Source organism: Brevundimonas sp. KH_060, from assembly GCF_057838275.1.
Map to the genome: position 1 here is coordinate 1,329,134 of NZ_CM174463.1, position 16,482 is coordinate 1,345,615.

The following is a 16,482-nucleotide window of genomic DNA, read 5'->3' on the forward strand; positions in this document are numbered from 1 at the left end:
CTCAGGTCTCCAGCGCCGCTCTGGCGCGAACGAAGATGTCCTCGAACATTTCGGCCGTCAGCCGTCCCGTATTCGTGTTCAACCGCGAGCAGTGATAGCTGTTGATCAGGGTGTAGCGGCCGACTTGGCCCTCGACCCCGTGTCCCGCCGGAATGGCCGAGCCGGGGTAGCCCAGCGTTCGCAGGATGCTGCGTCGCGACACGTCGCCCAGGGTCACGATCACCTTCAACCGGGGCAGGGCGCTCAGCCGATCCACTAGGAAGGGACGGCAGGTGTTCTCTTCAGTCGCCGTCGGCTTGTTCTGCGGCGGGGCGCAGCGCACGGCGTTGGTGATCATGCAGTCGATCAGCGTCAGGTCGTCATGCCCGTCAGGGTCATAGCGGCCCTGCGCGAAGCCCGTCTTCTTCAGTGTGTCGTACAGCAGCCAGCCCGCATGGTCCCCGGTGAAGGGGCGGCCGGTCCGGTTGGCGCCGGTGCGGCCCGGCGCCAGGCCCGCGATCAGCAGGCGCGCGTTCGGATCGCCGAACGACGGCGCGGGGCCGTTCCACCAGTCCGGGTTCTGGCGCGCGTTCTCGGCCCGATACTCGACCAGGCGCGGGCACAGGGGGCAGTCGCGCGCCGGTTCCGGGTTCAACGCTGCGTTCACGCGCGATCGCTCCGGTCCAGGGTGCGGGTCACGCCCTGATTCATCGCGGCCTTGGGTTTGCCGACCTGGGTCATGATGTCGGCCAGGTCGATGAAGGCGTCGGCCTGGCGACGCAGGTCGTCGGAAATCTGGGGCGGCTGGCTCTTGACCGTCGAGACGACGGTGACGCGCACGCCCTTGGCCTGCAGGGCCTGCACCACGCGGCGGAAGTCGCCGTCGCCCGAGAACAGCACCGCCTGATCCAGGCGCGGCGCCAGCTCCAGCATGTCGACGGCGATCTCCATGTCCATATTGCCCTTGGTGCGGCTGTGGCCCTGGGCGTCGGTGAAGCGTTTGACCGGCTTGGTCACGACGGTGAAGCCGTTGTAATCGAGCCAGTCGACCAGCGGCCGCACGGGCGAGAATTCTTCGCCCTCGATGATGGCCGTGTAATAATAGGCGCGGATCAATCGGCCTTCGCCGACGAACCAGGTCGAGAGTTTCTTGAAGTCGAGGTCGCAGTTCAGGGCGCGGGCCGCCGAATAGAGGTTGGCGCCGTCGATGAACAGGGCGATGCGGTCGTCTGGGTGATCAGTCATGAACCAATATGAGTCCGTCGATATGGTCGAGAAAATGAAAGCCCCGACCGACGCCGCAGGCGAATCCTGGCGCGAGATCGATCTGGACGCGGCAGTCATCGTCGCACTGGGGTGCAATGACAAGGGCGATTGGTCCTCTTGCGTGGAGGCGCTAGAGGCGGCGCTGGCCCGGTTCCGCGCCGAGGGGCTGGATGTGCTGGCCCGTTCGTCTTGGTGGTCGTCCCAGGCCTGGCCCGACCCGACCGACCCGCCTTTCCTGAACGGCGTGGCCGTGGTCAGCACCGCCCATGACCCCTCGACCCTGATGCGGACCCTGGGGCGGATCGAGGATCTGTTCGGTCGCGTACGGACCGCGCGCAATGCGCCGCGGACGCTCGACCTGGACCTGATCGCCTATGGGCGTCTCAGCGGTGACCTAAGCGGGCTGATTCTACCGCATCCGCGCGCGGCGGACCGGCTGTTCGTCATGGGACCGCTGGCCGAGGTGGCGCCGGAGTGGACGCACCCTGTCTGCGGCCGTCGGGCTGGCGATCTGGCGGCGCAAGCCGAGGTCGGCCGAGACGCGCGCCCTCTGCCCAGGGCTTGACGCGAGGCGGACTATCGGGCGAGGGGAGGCTTAACTCACGCCGATCCGCCCCAATCCCGCCTTCGCGGCGTTGCACAATCGGCTTTCAACCTATATTTTGTGCGGTTCTCCCTGCCGCCAGAGGAATTTCATGGCCCGCGTCACTGTCGAAGACTGCATCGAGAAGGTGCCGAACCGCTTTGGTCTGGTTCTGCTGGCCGGCCACCGCGCCCGCAACATCGCCAACGGCGCGCCGCTGACGCTGGACCGCGACAACGACAAGAACCCGGTCGTGGCGCTGCGCGAACTGGCCGACGAAACCGTCGTGCCGGACGAACTGCGCGAGAACATCATCACCACCCTGCAGCGCGTCGATGAACGCACCGAGGCTGAGGATGAAGCCGAAGTCGTGGCCCTGCTGGCCGAGCCGCAGCACATGAACATGGCCGAGGCCGAACTGATCCGCGCGCTGCAGAGCGACCGCGACGGGGGCCAGGAGGAACGCTACTGACGACCGACCTGGTCACCAAGGTAGCAAGGCGGACGGCGCGGCCTCAGACGGACACGCCGATGGACCCCGCCGCGAATCTGCTGGACAACACATCGGCGTCGTCTCTTCCCGAGGCGGCGCCGAAGTCGTCTGAAGGCCCTGTATTGTCTGAACCCAAACGCGCACCGATCATGCGCCAGTTCGAATTGATCGAGGCGGTCAAGGCCTATGACCCGACCGCCGATGAGGCGCTGCTGAACCGCGCCTATGTCTATGCGATGAAGATGCACGGCTCGCAGCTGCGAGCCTCCGGCGATCCCTATTTCGCCCATCCGATCCAGGTCGCGGGAATCCTGACCGACTATCGCCTGGATACGGCCACCATCGTCACCGCCCTGCTGCATGATGTGGTCGAGGACACTTCGGCTACGCGCGAGGACATCGCCGAGATGTTCGGCGAAGAGGTCGCCGTCCTGGTCGAGGGCGTGACCAAGCTGTCGCGGCTGGAGCTTCAGGCCGAGCATACGCGCCAGGCCGAGAACCTGCGGAAGTTCATTCTGGCCATTTCGCGCGACGTGCGGGTGCTGCTGGTCAAGCTGGCTGACCGCCTGCACAACATGCGCACTCTTCACTTCGTGAAGCCGGAGAAGCGCGAGCGCATCAGCCGCGAGACGCTGGAAGTCTACGCTCCGCTGGGCCGGTCGATCGGCATCCACTCCATCGCCGCCGAACTGGAGGAGTTGGCGTTCGAACATCTGAACGCCACGGCGCGCGTCGCCATCCAGCGCCGTCTGGAAGCCCTGAAACTCGAAAACGGCAGCGCCATCGAGGCCGTCTCGCCCGAGATCGAACGCGTCCTGTCCGAGGCGGGGCTTAGCGCCCGGGTCAAGGGCCGAGAGAAGACGCCCTATTCCATCTGGCGCAAGCTGCAGAGGAAGACCGTCGGCTTCTCGTCCCTGTCGGACATCTACGGCTTCCGCGTCATCGTCGAGAGCGAGGACGACTGTTACCGCGCCCTTGGCGTCATCCACCGCGCCTGGCCGATGGTGCCCGAGCGGTTCAAGGACTTCATCTCGACGCCCAAGTCGAACAACTATCGCTCGCTGCACACCACGGTGGTCGGGCCGGGTGGTCTGCGCATCGAGATGCAGATCCGCACCGAGATCATGGATCGTGTGGCCGAGGACGGCGTGGCGGCGCACTGGGCCTACAAGAACCAGTCCTACGGCTTCGACCGCGAGGCGATGGAGGCGGACGGCGGCCGCGACCCCCTGCTGAACCTGCGCCATCTGGTTCAGGTGATCGAGCACGGGGAGGGGGGCGAGGACTGGGTCGAGCACGCCAAGCTCGAAATGTATCTGGACCAGGTCTTCGTCTTCACGCCCAAGGGGACGCTGATCACTCTGCCGCGCGGCGGGATGCCGCTGGACTTTGCCTATGCGGTCCACACCGAGGTCGGCGACACCGCCGTCGGGGTGAAGATCAACGGCGAGTTGAAGCCCATGCGCACCGCGCTTCAGAACGGCGACGTGGTCGAGATCATCCGCGGGACCAAGCGCGAGGTGCCGACCGACTGGCGCAGCCTGACGGTCACGGGCCGCGCCCGTTCGGCCATCCGCCGCCACATCCGGACCTCGGAGCGCGAAGAGTTCGTGCGTCTGGGCAAGACGACGCTGGAACAGACGCTGGAGCGCGCGGGCAAGGCGCTGACAGAGGTCAAGCTGACCGAGACGCTCAAGACCTTCGCCATGCCGTCCGAAGAAGACATGTTCGACGCTATCGGTCGGGGGCGTCTGACCGCGACGCGCGTGGCCGAGACCCTGTTCCCGGCGCTGAAGGGTCAATTGAAAGCGGGACCGGAGCGCAAGCGCATCGGCGCGGAATCGCCGCGCCTTTTCGTGCGCGGCAGCGGCCTGACGCCTGGCGTCAGCATCCACTTCGGCCAGTGTTGCTCCCCCGTGCCCGGCGATCGCATCGTCGGCATCCTTGAGCCGGACAAGGGGCTGACGGTCCACACCATCGACTGCCAGACCCTGGCCGATTTCGCGGACGACGACTCCGTCTGGCAGGATCTGCAATGGACGCCGCAGGCTGAACGCAGCGCTGTCGGCGCGGTCAAGTTGCACGCTACGATGAAGAACGCTCCAGGCGTTCTGGGCCAGGTCGCCACCATCATCGGCGAGGCGGGCGGCAACATCCTTAATCTCAGCATGGCGCATCGTCAGCAGGACTTCTTCGACGTCGATATCGACGTAGAGGTTGAAGACGCCCGCCACGCGACCATGATCATCGCGGCCCTTCGGGCCAATCCGTCCGTCGACACCGTCGACCGCGCACGCGGCTGATCGCCGCCGCCTCTTTAGTGTTTTACGACAAGGCCGAAATGTCTCCCGAACAACAGAAGCTCGCCAACGAGGCCCAGATGGCCTCGCCCTCCTATCGTCTGGCCGCCCTGGATCAGGACTTCCTGCTGGGCGAGTCGATGCGCGGCGTGCGCTTCCTGATGGAGTATGAGAAGGCCGAGCAGGCGCTGAAGGCCTGGGGCGTCCGCTCGACCATCGTCGTCTTCGGCAGCGCCCGCGTTGGCGTGAATGGCGACGGCCGCCACGCCTATTGGTACGAGCAGGCGCGCGAGTTTGGCCGCATCGCCTCGGAACGCGGCGGCGCCTTCCGGGGCGAACCGGGCGAGGTGCGCGACAACGTCATCGCCACCGGCGGCGGTCCGGGCATCATGCAGGCCGCCAACCAGGGCGCGTACGAGGCGGGGGCGCCGTCCATCGGCTTCAACGTCACCCTGCCGCACGAGCAGTTCCCGAATCCCTGGTCCACGCCCGAACTGACGTTCCAGTTCCACTACTTCGCCATGCGCAAGATGCACCTGGCGATGCGGGCCAACGCCCTGGTGGTCTTCCCCGGCGGCTTCGGCACGCTGGACGAGTTGTTCGAGATCCTGACCCTGCGTCAGACGGACAAGGCGCCGCCGATTCCCATCGTCCTGTTCGACGAGGCCTATTGGCGCTCGATCATCAACTTCGACGCCCTGATCGAGCACGGCATGGTCAAGGCGTCGGACATGAACCTGTTCGCCTTCGCCGACGACGCCGAGACCGTGTGGACCAAGCTTCTCGAAGGCGGACTGAAGCCCAACTGCGAGATCAAATAGGGCGCGGGTTGAGGGCGGCCGCTGCAGGGTCTAAGGACGGCTTTCATGAACACTGAAGACGTCCTCAACGAATTCCGCGACGCCGGCGCCCTGCGCGAAGGCCATTTCGTCCTCTCTTCCGGCCTGCACAGCCCGGTCTTCCTGCAGAAGAACCTGGTCTTCATGGACGGCGCCCGCTGCGAGCGCCTGTGCAAGGCGCTGGCGGAAAAGATCATCGCCACGGTCGGCCCGGTCGATGCGGCGATCTCGCCTGCCGTCGGCGGCATCATCCCCGGCTATGAGACGGCCAAGCACCTGAATGTGCGCTCCATGTATGTCGAGCGCGAGGGCGGCGAGTTCAAATTGCGTCGCGGCTTCTCGGTCGAGCCGGGTGAGAAGATCGTCATGGTCGAGGACATCGTCACCACGGGGCTTTCTTCGCGCGAATGCATCGCCGCGATCCAGAAGGCGGGCGGCGAAGTCGTCGCCGCCGCCTGCATCGTCGACCGTTCGGGCGGCAAGGTCGATGTGGGCGTGCCCCTGATCGCCCTGGCCTCGATGGAAGTGCCGGCCTATCCGGCCGACGCCCTGCCGCCGGAACTGGCCGCCCTGCCGGTCGAGGATCCGGGCAGCCGCCGCCTGTCGAAGTAGAGAAGAGAGAACGGGATGAAGCGTCAGCGGGTTCGTCTGGGCGTCAATATCGACCACGTCGCCACGGTTCGTAACGCGCGCGGCGGCGCTCATCCCGATCCGGCCCGTGCGGCCGAGGCGGCGTTGGCGGCCGGAGCCGACGGCATCACCGCCCACCTGCGCGAAGACCGCCGCCACATCACCGACGCCGACATCGACGTGCTGACGGCCCTGTGCCGCCGTGCGGACAAGCCGCTGAACTTCGAGATGGCGGTAACGGAGGAGATGCTGGCCATCGCCCTGCGCCACCGCCCGCACGCCGCCTGTCTGGTGCCGGAACGTCGTGAGGAAGTGACGACCGAAGGCGGCTTGGCCGTCGCCGGTCACGAGGCCCGCATCGCTCCGGTGGTGAAGGCGCTATCGGACGCCGGCATCCGCGTCAGCCTGTTCATCGAACCGTCCGAAGATCAGGTCGAGGCCGCCGCCGCCGTCGGCGCCCAGGTGGTCGAGTTCCACACTGGCCGCTACTGCCACCTGACCGACCCGGCCGAGCGCGCGGTCGAATTTGATCGTCTGGCCGCCGCCGCAGCCCAGGCCGACATTCTGGGGCTGGAGGTCCATGCGGGCCACGGCCTCGACTACGCCACGGCCGGCGAGGTTCTGGCCATTCGCGAGATCGTCGAGCTGAACATCGGCCACTTCCTGATCGGCGAGGCGGTCTTCGTCGGCCTGGACGCCGCCATCCGTCGGATGCGCGCGGCCATGGACGAGGCTGTGTCATGATCATCGGCGTCGGCGCCGACCTGTCGGACATCCGCCGCATTCAGGCCTCGCTGGACCGTTTCGGCGACCGCTTCAAACAGCGCGTTTTCACCGAGTTGGAACGCACCCGCTCCGACCGCAAGGCCGATCCGGCGTGGAGCTACGCCAAGCGGTTCGCGGCGAAAGAGGCCTGCGCCAAGGCGCTGGGAACCGGGATGCGATCGGATGTCTATTGGCGCGACATGGGGGTGGTGAACCTGCCTTCGGGTCAGCCGACCCTGGCCCTGACGGGCCACGCGGCCGAGCATCTGGCCCGCCTGACCCCGCCGGGGCATGAGGCGCGCATCCACCTGACCCTCAGCGACGAACATCCCTATGCGCTCGCTTTCGTGGTGATCGAAGCCTTGCCGTTGGCTTAGGCGCATAGCGTCGGCTAGATAGATCGCTGGTTTTTATAGGGGCCGACAATGAGCAAATCGCAGACGGCGTTGGCCGAATGGATCGATACATTTCGTGTCCTGTTGATCTTTCTGCTGATCGCGCTAGTGCTGCGAGTGCTGCTGTTCCAGCCCTTCACCATCCCGTCGGCGTCGATGGAGCCGAACCTGTACGAGGGCGACTACATCGTCGTGTCGAAGTGGTCGTACGGCTACTCGAAACACTCGATCCCGTTCAGCCCGCCGGTGTTCAACGGCCGCATCCTGGGCAAGGGGCCCGAGCGCGGCGACATCGCCGTGTTCAAGCTGCCGCGCGACAACAAGACAGACTACATCAAGCGCGTGATCGGCCTGCCGGGCGACAAGGTGCAGATGATCGCCAACAAGCTCTACATCAACGGCGCGCCGGTTCAGGACGTGGTGGTCAACCGCGCCCAGATGGCCGACATGTTCGGCCCGCGCGCCGTGACCCAGGTGCGTGAGACCCTACCGGGCGGCCGCACCTTCATGACGCAGGACTTCGGCCCCGGCGGCGATCTGGACGACACCCCGCTGTATGAGGTTCCGGCCGGCCACTACTTCATGATGGGCGACAACCGCGACAACTCGATCGACAGCCGCGTCGAGATGTCGGCGGGCGTGGGCATGGTCCCGGCCGAGAACCTGGTCGGCAAGGCCGAGATCATCATGTTCTCGTGGACGCCGGGCGCCTCGCTGTTCAACCCGGTCAGCTGGTTCGCCAATGTGCGCTTCAGCCGGTTCTTCAAGATCCTCGACTAGGGTTTGCTCCCAAGAGGTTGCGGTTCCTTCATCATCCAGAGTCTTGCTCGCGGCGGGTTCAGCGACTACGCCTCGACCTTCAAACCCCGCGTTCGGCGGGGGATTCGAGCAGACGATGAGCGACGACCCCAAGGCGAACGGCGGTGCGGCCAGTCCGGCCCTCGATCAGGCTGTGACACGGCCGATCTGGAGTGATGACGGCGATGCGCCCTTCGACATGGGGGACGACCCCGAAGCCCTCGACAGCGAGACCCCGATCTATGCGCCCAGGCGCTCCAGGAAGGCCAAGCGAGTGAAGAAAGAAAAGTCCGCGAGCAACGAAACGGTCGAGATCATCAAGACCGTCGTTTTCGCCCTGCTGATCGCGCTGGTGCTGCGAGTGCTGCTGTTCCAGCCCTTCACCATCCCGTCGGCGTCGATGGAGCCGAACCTGTACGAGGGCGACTACATCGTCGTGTCGAAGTGGTCGTACGGCTACTCGAAACACTCGATCCCGTTCAGCCCGCCGGTGTTCAACGGCCGCATCCTGGGCAAGGGGCCCGAGCGCGGCGACATCGCCGTGTTCAAGCTGCCGCGCGACAACAAGACAGACTACATCAAGCGCGTGATCGGCCTGCCGGGCGACAAGGTGCAGATGATCGCCAACAAGCTCTACATCAACGGCGCGCCGGTTCAGGACGTGGTGGTCAACCGCGCCCAGATGGCCGACATGTTCGGCCCGCGCGCCGTGACCCAGGTGCGTGAGACCCTACCGGGCGGCCGCACCTTCATGACGCAGGACTTCGGCCCCGGCGGCGATCTGGACGACACCCCGCTGTATGAGGTTCCGGCCGGCCACTACTTCATGATGGGCGACAACCGCGACAACTCGATCGACAGCCGCGTCGAGATGTCGGCGGGCGTGGGCATGGTCCCGGCCGAGAACCTGGTCGGCAAGGCCGAGATCATCATGTTCTCGTGGACGCCGGGCGCCTCGCTGTTCAACCCGGTCAGCTGGTTCGCCAATGTGCGCTTCAGCCGGTTCTTCAAGATCCTCGACTGATGGCCGGCGGACGCACGAACGTGCGCGCCGAGGCCGTGGCGGCCCTGCGCCAGCGCCTGGGCCACGCTTTCGCTGAGCCTGAGCTGCTGGAACGCGCCCTGACCCACTCCAGCGTGGGCGAAGGCGCAGGCCCGCAGGTTCCCGCCGACAACGAGCGGCTCGAGTTCCTGGGCGACCGGGTGCTGGGCCTGCTGGTCGCGGACCGTCTGGTGCGGGATTACCCGTCGGCGGACGAGGGACAGTTGTCCGCCCGCCTGCACGCCCTGGTGGACAAGAGCGCCTGCGCCCGCGTGGGCGAACGGCTGGGCGTCGGCGACGCCCTGCGCCTGTCGCCCGGCGAGACCAAGACCGGCGGCCGCAGAAAGGCCGGAGTCATCGCCGATGCTGTGGAAGCGATCCTGGCGGCCGTTTATCGCGACGGCGGTCTGATCGCCGCTCAGGCCGTGTTCGAACGCGCCTGGGCCGAAGAATTGGCCGCGCCCCCGGCGCCGGCCGTGACCAATCCCAAGTCCGCCCTGCAGGAATGGGCGCAGGGCCAGGGCCGTCCGCTGCCGACCTATGAAGTGGTCCAGCGCACCGGCTCGGATCATGCGCCGACCTTCACGGTCGAGGCGACGGTGACCGGCTATGAACCGGCCCGCGCCCAGGGACGTTCGCGACAGGAGGCGGAAAAGGCCGCCGCCATCGCCCTATTGAAACGAGAAGACGTAATTTGACCGAGACCCCCGAAACCACCGAGATCACCGGCCAGCGCGCGGGCTTCGCGGCCATCATCGGCGCGCCCAATGCGGGCAAGTCGACGCTGGTGAACCGGTTGACCGGCTCCAAGGTCTCCATCGTCACCCAGAAGGTTCAGACCACGCGCTTTCCCGTGCGCGGCATCGCTATCAAGGGCGACGCCCAGATCGTGCTGGTGGACACGCCCGGCATCTTCACGCCGCGCCGCCGTCTGGATCGCGCCATGGTCGCCTCGGCCTGGGGCGGGGCGCAGGACGCCGACGTGGTCGTCCACCTGATCGACGCCCAGTCGCATATCGACGCTGAAGGTCGCGAAGGCACCGCCGCCGACCGTCGCTCGGCCGAGGACACTGAGACCATCATCGCCAATCTGAAGGCGACCGACACCAAGGTCATCCTGGCGTTGAACAAGATCGACGGGATGCGTCGCGACACCCTGCTGGCCCTGTCGCAGCGCCTGTTCGAGACGGGCGTCTATTCCGAGGTCTTCATGATCTCGGCGCTCAGCGGCGACGGCGTGGACGACCTGAAGACGCGCCTGGCCCTGGCCATGCCCGAGGGGCCTTGGCTGTATCCCGAAGACCAGTCGGCGGATGTGCCCCTGCGCGTTCTGGCCGCCGAGATCACGCGCGAGAAGGTCTATCTGCGCGTTCATGAGGAACTGCCCTATTCGGCGGCGGTCGAGACCACCTCGTTCGAGGACAAGGCGGACGGTTCGGCCCGCATCGAACAGACCATCTACGTCGAGCGTGAAAGCCAGCGCCCGATCGTCCTGGGCAAGGGCGGCCAGACCCTGAAATGGATCGGCCAGAAGGCGCGCGAGGAGCTGATCGAGATCCTGGATCGGCCCGTTCACCTGTTTTTGACCGTCAAAGTCGATCCCAAATGGCAAGACTCAAAGGCATTGTACGCCCAGTTCGGCCTGGAGTTTGACGTCTAGTCTCGTGTTCATCGTTCCCAAGACCGCGGGCGGAAGGCCCTGGTTCCTCGGTTCCCTTGTCGCCGCCGGCCTGATCTCGGCCGGAGCGGGCGCATGGTTCGTCAAGGCCGTCGCGCCGGAGACCCAGGCGGCCGCCGTCTATCGGACAGACCTGCCCAAGCGCCCGCCGGTCGAGGTGGTCGAGGCCCTGCCGCACCTCAAGGCGCGGCTGGATGAGATGGCGGCCAGCAAGCAGTTCACGGGCGCCGTGCTGGTGGCCAAGGGCGATCAGATCCTGTTCCGTCAGGTCTATGGTAAGGCGAACTATGAGACGGACACGCCCTTCGCTCTGGACACGCGTTTCCGCCTGGCCTCGGTGTCCAAGCAGTTCACCGCCGTCGCCGTCCTGAAGCTTCAGGACGAGGGCAAGCTGTCGGTCGATGATCCGGTCTGCAAATGGATCGAGCCGTGCCCCGACGCCTGGCGGCCGCTACGTATTCATCACCTGCTGTCGCATACGTCGGGCATTCCGGACGTGATGGCTCAGGCGGAGTGGGGGCGTATCCGCGTCACCCACCGCACGCCGCAGGAACTGACCGAGACCTCGGCCCGCTATGGCCTGCAGTTCGAGCCGGGGACGAAGGTTCGTTACAATAACGCCGCCTTCAACCTGGCGGCCGAGATCGTGTCCAGGGCCAGCGGCCAACCGTTCGAAACCTATATGGAGCAGGCGATCCTCAAGCCCCTGGGCATGAAGGACACCGGCTCGGACGTGAATAACGACGCTCAGGGTCTGGCCATGGGCTACGGCCTGTTTCCGGCCGGTCTGACGCCGCAGCCCATCGCCAACGTTAGCGTCGTTGCGGGCGCCGGGGCGCTGTATTCGACGCTGGACGACGTGCTGGCCTGGAACCGCTCCCTGCATCAGGGGCACATCCTGAGCGACAAGGCCTATGCCGACCTGATCGCCGATCATGCCCCGGACGACATGCCCGAGCGGCGCGGCCCGCATCGGGCCTATGGCTACGGCATCTACGTCAGCGCCCTGGGCGAGCGGACCTCTTCGCCGTTCAGCGATCGCCAGATCTATCACACCGGCAGTTGGGCGGGGTTCCGCAACCTGGTGTCCTACCAGCCCGATCAGGAGGTGACGGTGGTGGTGCTGTCGAACAACTACCACCTGCGCGATCAGGTGCTGCTCATCAATCAACAGGCGATGGCCGAGGCTCTGGGCCGTCCGTTCCCGACGGCGCTGGCGCGCTGAGGCCGATCAGGCCTTCATCGAGCCTGTCTCAATGAACCGCTGGTGCCACGACAGCGCCTCGGTCAGCAGGTGCGGCGACTGCAGGCCGTAGGAACCCTTCAGCGCGCGGGCGTAATAGTCGCTGAGCGCGTCGCGATAGTCGGGGTGGGCGCAGTTGGCGATGATGACCTTCGCGCGCTGCTTGGGCGACAGGCCGCGCAGGTCGGCCAGACCCTGCTCCGTGACGATGACCTGCACGTCCTGGGTGATGTGGTCGACGTGGCTGGCCATGGGGACGATGGCCGAGATCTTGCCGCCCTTGGCCGTCGAGGGCGTGACGAAGCAGGAAATATAGGCGTTGCGCGCAAAGTCGCCCGAGCCGCCGATGCCGTTCTGGATGCGCGAGCCCATGACGTGGGTCGAGTTGACGTTGCCGTAGATGTCGGCCTCGATCAGGCCGTTCATGGCGATGCAGCCCAGGCGGCGGATGATCTCCGGGTGGTTCGAAATCTCCTGCGGGCGCAGGATGATCTTGCCGCGGAACTGCTCCATGCGGCTGTTCAAATCGGCGGCGGCCTCGGGGCTGAGCGAAAAGGCGGTGGCCGAGGCGACGGTCAGTTTCCCTGAGTCCAGCAGGTCCAGCATCCCGTCCTGCAGCACCTCCGTATAGGCTGTCAGGTTTTCAAACGGGCTGTCGGCCAGACCCGCCAGCACGGCGTTGGCGACATTGCCCACGCCCGATTGCAGCGGCAGCAGATGGGCGGGCAGGCGGCCCAGCTTCACCTCATGCTGCAGGAACTCGATCAAATGCCCCGCGATGGCCGTGGCGCTGGCGTCGGGCGCGGCGAAGGGCAGGTTGCGGTCGGGGCTGTCCGTCTCGACGATGGCGGCGATCCTGGACGGATCGACGCGGAAGACGGTCTCGCCGATCAGGTCGGTCGGCTTGGTCAGCGGGATCGGCACCCGCGCGGGCGGCAGGGCGGTGCCGTAATAGATGTCGTGCATCCCCTCCAGCGCGGCGTTCTGCCAGCTGTTGACCTCAAGGATGATCTGGTCGGCGCGGTCCAGCCAGGTCTTGTTGTTGCCGATGGAGGACGAAGGAATCAGCGCCCCGTCCTCGCGGATGCCCGACACCTCGACCACCGCCGTCTCCAGCGGGCCGAGGAAACCCTGCCAGGCCACCGGCGCCACCTGCGACAGGTGCATGTCCAGGTATTCCATCTCGCCCTTGTTGATCTTCTCGCGGGCGATGGGGTCGGAGTTGTAGGGCAGGCGGAACTCGATGCCGTCGGCCTTGGCCAGGGCGCCGTCCAGTTCCGGCCCGGTCGAGGCGCCGGTCCAGACCTTCAGCTTGAAGGGATTGCCTGCCGCATGCTCGGCCTCGATCCGCTCGGCCAGCGCCATCGGCACGACCTTGGGATAGCCCGAGCCGGTGAAGCCGCTCATGCCCACGGTCGAGTTGGCCGGGATCAGGGCGGCGGCGTCCTGGGCGGACATGATCTTCGACTTGAGGGCGGCGTTACGGACGCGGGACATCGCAAACCTGACGGCTGGAGCCGGGGAGGGCTCAAGGAACGACGCGGACATAGGCGCCGCATCACCCTGATTCCAATACGGCTTTGGTCGTAACAGTCCGTGATCACAAAGGCGTCAACCGCTGGGTTTCCAGTCCGCCGCCGGGTTGGTGTTGACCATCCACGGGATGCCGAACCTGTCCGTCAGGCTGCCGAAGCCGGGCGACCAGAAGGTTTCGGCGAAAGCCATGCCGACCTTGCCCCCTTCGGACAGTGCGTCGAAGACTTCGCGCGCCTTGGCGAGGTCGTCGGTGTGATACGACACGTCAAAGCCGTTCTTGGGCTTGTCGATGTTCGGGGCGAACTCTGGCGGCAGGTCGGCGCCCATGATGGCCTGGTCCCCGATCTCCAACCAGCCGTGCATCAACCAGTCCTTGTATTTGGGATCGACCGGCATGTCGGGCGGGCCGTCGCCGAACGGAAAGGCGGCCGTGACCTTGCCGCCCAGGATGCGGGCGTAGAACTCCAGCGCCTCGCGGCACTGGCCCTGGAAGCTGAGACTGGTGACGATCTTCATGAGACCCTCCTTCGGATGGAGGCGGAACGCACAGGGCGAGCGAGGTTTCCGTTTCTTGGGGCCGGGATGAGCGGATGTGTGGGAGCTTTCACGAACTTCGGAACAGGACTAGAACATCTTCATGATCACCGCCGCTCTGATGATGCTCCAACTGTCCGCCGCGTCCGCCGAGACTGCGCCTGTCGAGCGCACGCTGGACGCCATGCACGCCGCCGCCTCGGTAGCGGACGGCGAGGCCTATTTCGCGACCTTCACGCCGGACGCCCGCTTCATCGGCACGGACGCGGGCGAGCGGTGGACGTTGCCAGAGTTCCGCGCCTACGCCACGCCCTACTTCTCGCAGGGCAAGGGCTGGACCTATCGGCCGACGGCGCGGACCGTGACCATCGCCCCGATCGATTGCCGCTGCGTCGCCTGGTTCGACGAGGTTCTGGAAAACGACGCCTATGGGACCACGCGCGGTTCGGGCGTGCTGCGCCTGACCGACGAGGGCTGGAAGATCGAGCAATACGTCCTCAGCTTCGCCGTGCCGAACGACAAGGCGCGCGCCGTCGTCGACGCCATCAAGGCCGACTGATGGAAGTTCAGGACGACGCCTTCGTGCTGTCGGCGCGGGCGCATGGCGATACGGGGGCGGTGGTAGATCTGCTGACCGAGCGGCACGGCCGCCGCGCCGCCTATGTCGCGGGCGGGGCGTCGCGTCGGATGCGGCCCTTCCTTCAACCCGGTGCGCGGGTCGTGGCCGATCTGCGGTCGCGGACCTCGGATCAGCTGGGTTCGGCGCGGCTGGAGCCGGTGGGCGAAGGCCCGGCCGCCTTGTTCGACGACCCGTTGGCCCTAACCGGCCTCAGCGCCGCCGCGGCGGTGGCGCAAGGCGCCCTGCCGGAGCGTGAGCCGCATCCCGGCGCCTTCTACGCCTTCGAGGCGCTGATGGGGGCGTTCGCCGTGCCCGAGGTCTGGCCCGCCATCTTCGTGCGTTTCGAGGCGGGGTTGCTGGAAGATTTGGGCTTTGGCCTCGACCTGTCGCGCTGCGCCTCAACAGGGTCGATGGATGATCTGGTCTGGGTCAGCCCCCGCACCGGCCGCGCCGTCAGCCGCGAGGCGGGCGCGCCCTATGCCGACAAGCTATTGGCCCTGCCGCCCTTCATGCTGGGCGCGCAGGCCGGGCTGGGCGCAGGCGATGTGAAGGCAGGGCTGGAGCTGACGGGACATTTTCTTGAGCGGTTCGTCTTCCACGCCTTGAACAAGCCCCTGCCGCCTGCGCGGGTCTGGATGATCGACAAGCTGGGCGACGCCGGGCGGCTGTAACGCCTTCGCCGGGATGAGCGGGAGGGTCAGAGGCGGGTCAGCCCCGCAATCGCCTCGCGCGTTTCCCTTTCCAACATCGCGACCAGTTCGGCGGCAGGCAGCGCCCGGCCCAGCGGCGCGCCTTGCCCGGCCCAGTGCGGAGCATAGCCGTTGTCTCCCTTGGCCCTGGCCGCGGCGTTCAGCGCCTTGCCGAGGTCGTAGGCGTAAGGATAGGCGGCGATCTTCGTCTCATCGGCGCGGCGCATGAAGGCGTTCTCCACCCCGCGCGCCGGGCGGCCGGAGATGGCTGCGCTGACCCGCGTGCGCCCGGCCTCGACTCCTGCCAAGGCCGCTCGATAGGCGCCATCCGCCGCCGACTCCGGGCACGATGCGAAGGCCGTGCCCATCTGCGCCCCGGCCGCGCCCAGCGCCAGCGCCGCCGCGATCCCGGCGCCGTCCATGATCCCGCCCGCCGCGATGACCGGAACCGGCAGGTCGCGCGCCAGCAGGCGCGTCAGCGGCAAGGCCGCAAAGCGCGGATCGTCGGCAGGGTCGAAGACACCGCGATGACCGCCCGCCTCGACCCCTTGGGCGATCACCATGTCGAACCCGGCGGCGACAGCGGCGCGGCCTTCCTCGGGCGTGGTGGCGCTGGCGACCAGGACGCAGCCCGCCGCCTTCAGCGCCGCCACCTGATCGGCGCGCGGCAGGCCGAAATGGACGCTGACCACGGCAGGCCGTTCCTCGACCAGCACGGCCAGCTTGGCGTCGTCGGTCAGGAAGCTCTGGTAGATGTCGTTGAGGCGCTCGGGCGGCGCCGCGTCGAACTCGGTGAAGATCGGACGCAGGCTGTCGATCCAGACGGCGTCGCGCGCTGGATCGGCCGCGATCGGCGCATGGCAGAACAGATTGACGTTGAACGGCCGGTCGGTCAGCGCCTTCACCGCGCGGATGGCCTTACGGCTCGCCTCGGCGTCGATGGCCCCCAGGGCGATGGAGCCCAGCGCCCCGGCATTCGACACGGCGGCGGCCAGTTCGGCGGTCGAGGTTCCCGCCATCGGCGCCTGGATCAGGGGGACGGTCAGGCCGAGGCGGTCGGTCAGGGCGGTCTTCATCGGGGCTCCTTCGCGCG

The 16,482-nt window shown here is 66.8% G+C and carries 19 protein-coding genes; 14 read left to right on the top strand and 5 right to left on the bottom strand.

Annotated features, from left to right (window positions below; all coding sequences use genetic code 11):
* Position 1 precedes the first annotated feature (1 nt).
* On the bottom strand, positions 2-646 hold the full coding sequence (locus AC3IPP_RS06485) for a uracil-DNA glycosylase (protein ID WP_489150778.1): 645 nt from the start codon (positions 644-646) through the stop codon (positions 2-4).
* Entirely contained in the window at positions 643-1,224 is a 582-nt protein-coding gene (locus AC3IPP_RS06490; RefSeq protein WP_087140302.1) for a LabA-like NYN domain-containing protein, read from the bottom strand. The genes AC3IPP_RS06485 and AC3IPP_RS06490 overlap by 4 nt, the downstream gene beginning before the upstream one ends.
* Between AC3IPP_RS06490 and folK the strand changes: the two genes are divergently transcribed.
* The 12 genes from folK to AC3IPP_RS06550 all read left to right on the top strand — a co-directional run bounded on the left by folK (position 1,223) and on the right by AC3IPP_RS06550 (position 11,993).
* Positions 1,223-1,810 (top strand): 2-amino-4-hydroxy-6-hydroxymethyldihydropteridine diphosphokinase, encoded by a 588-nt coding sequence (folK, locus tag AC3IPP_RS06495; protein WP_143276057.1) that lies wholly within the window; start codon positions 1,223-1,225, stop codon positions 1,808-1,810. The two genes, AC3IPP_RS06490 and folK, sit on opposite strands and share 2 nt — an antisense overlap.
* Before the next feature lie 130 nt (positions 1,811-1,940).
* Positions 1,941-2,300: a DNA-directed RNA polymerase subunit omega gene (gene rpoZ / locus AC3IPP_RS06500; RefSeq protein ID WP_087140301.1), complete on the top strand. Its 360-nt coding sequence runs from the start codon at positions 1,941-1,943 to the stop codon at positions 2,298-2,300.
* 170 nt (positions 2,301-2,470) lie between these two features.
* Entirely contained in the window at positions 2,471-4,624 is a 2,154-nt protein-coding gene (locus AC3IPP_RS06505) for a RelA/SpoT family protein (RefSeq protein ID WP_489150779.1), read from the top strand.
* Positions 4,625-4,662: 38 nt separating this feature from the next.
* Positions 4,663-5,442, top strand: a complete 780-nt coding sequence (locus AC3IPP_RS06510; RefSeq protein ID WP_489150780.1) for an LOG family protein — start codon at positions 4,663-4,665, stop codon at positions 5,440-5,442.
* A gap of 45 nt (positions 5,443-5,487) precedes the next feature.
* Positions 5,488-6,072 (top strand): orotate phosphoribosyltransferase, encoded by a 585-nt coding sequence (pyrE, locus tag AC3IPP_RS06515; protein ID WP_087140298.1) that lies wholly within the window; start codon positions 5,488-5,490, stop codon positions 6,070-6,072.
* Positions 6,073-6,087: 15 nt separating this feature from the next.
* Positions 6,088-6,834, top strand: a complete 747-nt coding sequence (locus tag AC3IPP_RS06520; protein ID WP_087140297.1) for a pyridoxine 5'-phosphate synthase — start codon at positions 6,088-6,090, stop codon at positions 6,832-6,834.
* Positions 6,831-7,232, top strand: a complete 402-nt coding sequence (acpS, locus tag AC3IPP_RS06525) for a holo-ACP synthase (RefSeq protein ID WP_427792090.1) — start codon at positions 6,831-6,833, stop codon at positions 7,230-7,232. Before AC3IPP_RS06520 ends, acpS begins: the two co-directional genes overlap by 4 nt.
* Positions 7,233-7,280: 48 nt before the next feature.
* Positions 7,281-8,030 carry a signal peptidase I gene (gene lepB, locus AC3IPP_RS06530; protein ID WP_489150781.1) on the top strand — a complete coding sequence of 250 codons (750 nt, stop codon included), beginning with the start codon at positions 7,281-7,283 and terminating at the stop codon, positions 8,028-8,030.
* A gap of 115 nt (positions 8,031-8,145) precedes the next feature.
* The gene (lepB, locus tag AC3IPP_RS06535; protein ID WP_489150782.1) at positions 8,146-9,072 is read left to right on the top strand and encodes a signal peptidase I; all 927 of its coding nucleotides are present in this window, start codon (positions 8,146-8,148) and stop codon (positions 9,070-9,072) included.
* Positions 9,072-9,788 carry a ribonuclease III gene (gene rnc, locus AC3IPP_RS06540; protein ID WP_489150783.1) on the top strand — a complete coding sequence of 239 codons (717 nt, stop codon included), beginning with the start codon at positions 9,072-9,074 and terminating at the stop codon, positions 9,786-9,788. The genes lepB (AC3IPP_RS06535) and rnc overlap by 1 nt, the downstream gene beginning before the upstream one ends.
* Positions 9,785-10,750: a GTPase Era gene (gene era, locus AC3IPP_RS06545; RefSeq protein ID WP_087140293.1), complete on the top strand. Its 966-nt coding sequence runs from the start codon at positions 9,785-9,787 to the stop codon at positions 10,748-10,750. Before rnc ends, era begins: the two co-directional genes overlap by 4 nt.
* 4 nt (positions 10,751-10,754) lie before the next feature.
* Positions 10,755-11,993 carry a serine hydrolase domain-containing protein gene (locus AC3IPP_RS06550; RefSeq protein WP_489150784.1) on the top strand — a complete coding sequence of 413 codons (1,239 nt, stop codon included), beginning with the start codon at positions 10,755-10,757 and terminating at the stop codon, positions 11,991-11,993.
* Between the two features lie 6 nt (positions 11,994-11,999).
* Here the strand turns inward: AC3IPP_RS06550 and scpC are convergent, their stop codons facing one another.
* Positions 12,000-13,508, bottom strand: coding sequence for a succinyl-CoA:acetate CoA-transferase ScpC (gene scpC / locus AC3IPP_RS06555; RefSeq protein WP_087140291.1), 1,509 nt, complete (start codon positions 13,506-13,508; stop codon positions 12,000-12,002).
* 114 nt (positions 13,509-13,622) lie between these two features.
* Positions 13,623-14,063 carry a VOC family protein gene (locus AC3IPP_RS06560; RefSeq protein WP_489150785.1) on the bottom strand — a complete coding sequence of 147 codons (441 nt, stop codon included), beginning with the start codon at positions 14,061-14,063 and terminating at the stop codon, positions 13,623-13,625.
* 121 nt (positions 14,064-14,184) lie between these two features.
* On the opposite strand from AC3IPP_RS06560, the gene AC3IPP_RS06565 reads away from it, so the two are divergent.
* Together AC3IPP_RS06565 and recO are read left to right on the top strand one after the other, a co-directional pair.
* Complete coding sequence (locus tag AC3IPP_RS06565) at positions 14,185-14,640, top strand: nuclear transport factor 2 family protein (RefSeq protein WP_489150786.1); 456 nt, start codon at positions 14,185-14,187, stop codon at positions 14,638-14,640.
* On the top strand, positions 14,640-15,371 hold the full coding sequence (gene recO, locus AC3IPP_RS06570) for a DNA repair protein RecO (protein ID WP_489150787.1): 732 nt from the start codon (positions 14,640-14,642) through the stop codon (positions 15,369-15,371). The genes AC3IPP_RS06565 and recO overlap by 1 nt, the downstream gene beginning before the upstream one ends.
* 26 nt (positions 15,372-15,397) lie before the next feature.
* Here recO and AC3IPP_RS06575 read toward each other — a convergent pair whose 3' ends face one another.
* On the bottom strand, positions 15,398-16,465 hold the full coding sequence (locus tag AC3IPP_RS06575) for an NAD(P)H-dependent flavin oxidoreductase (protein WP_489150788.1): 1,068 nt from the start codon (positions 16,463-16,465) through the stop codon (positions 15,398-15,400).
* Positions 16,466-16,482: the final 17 nt, after the last annotated feature.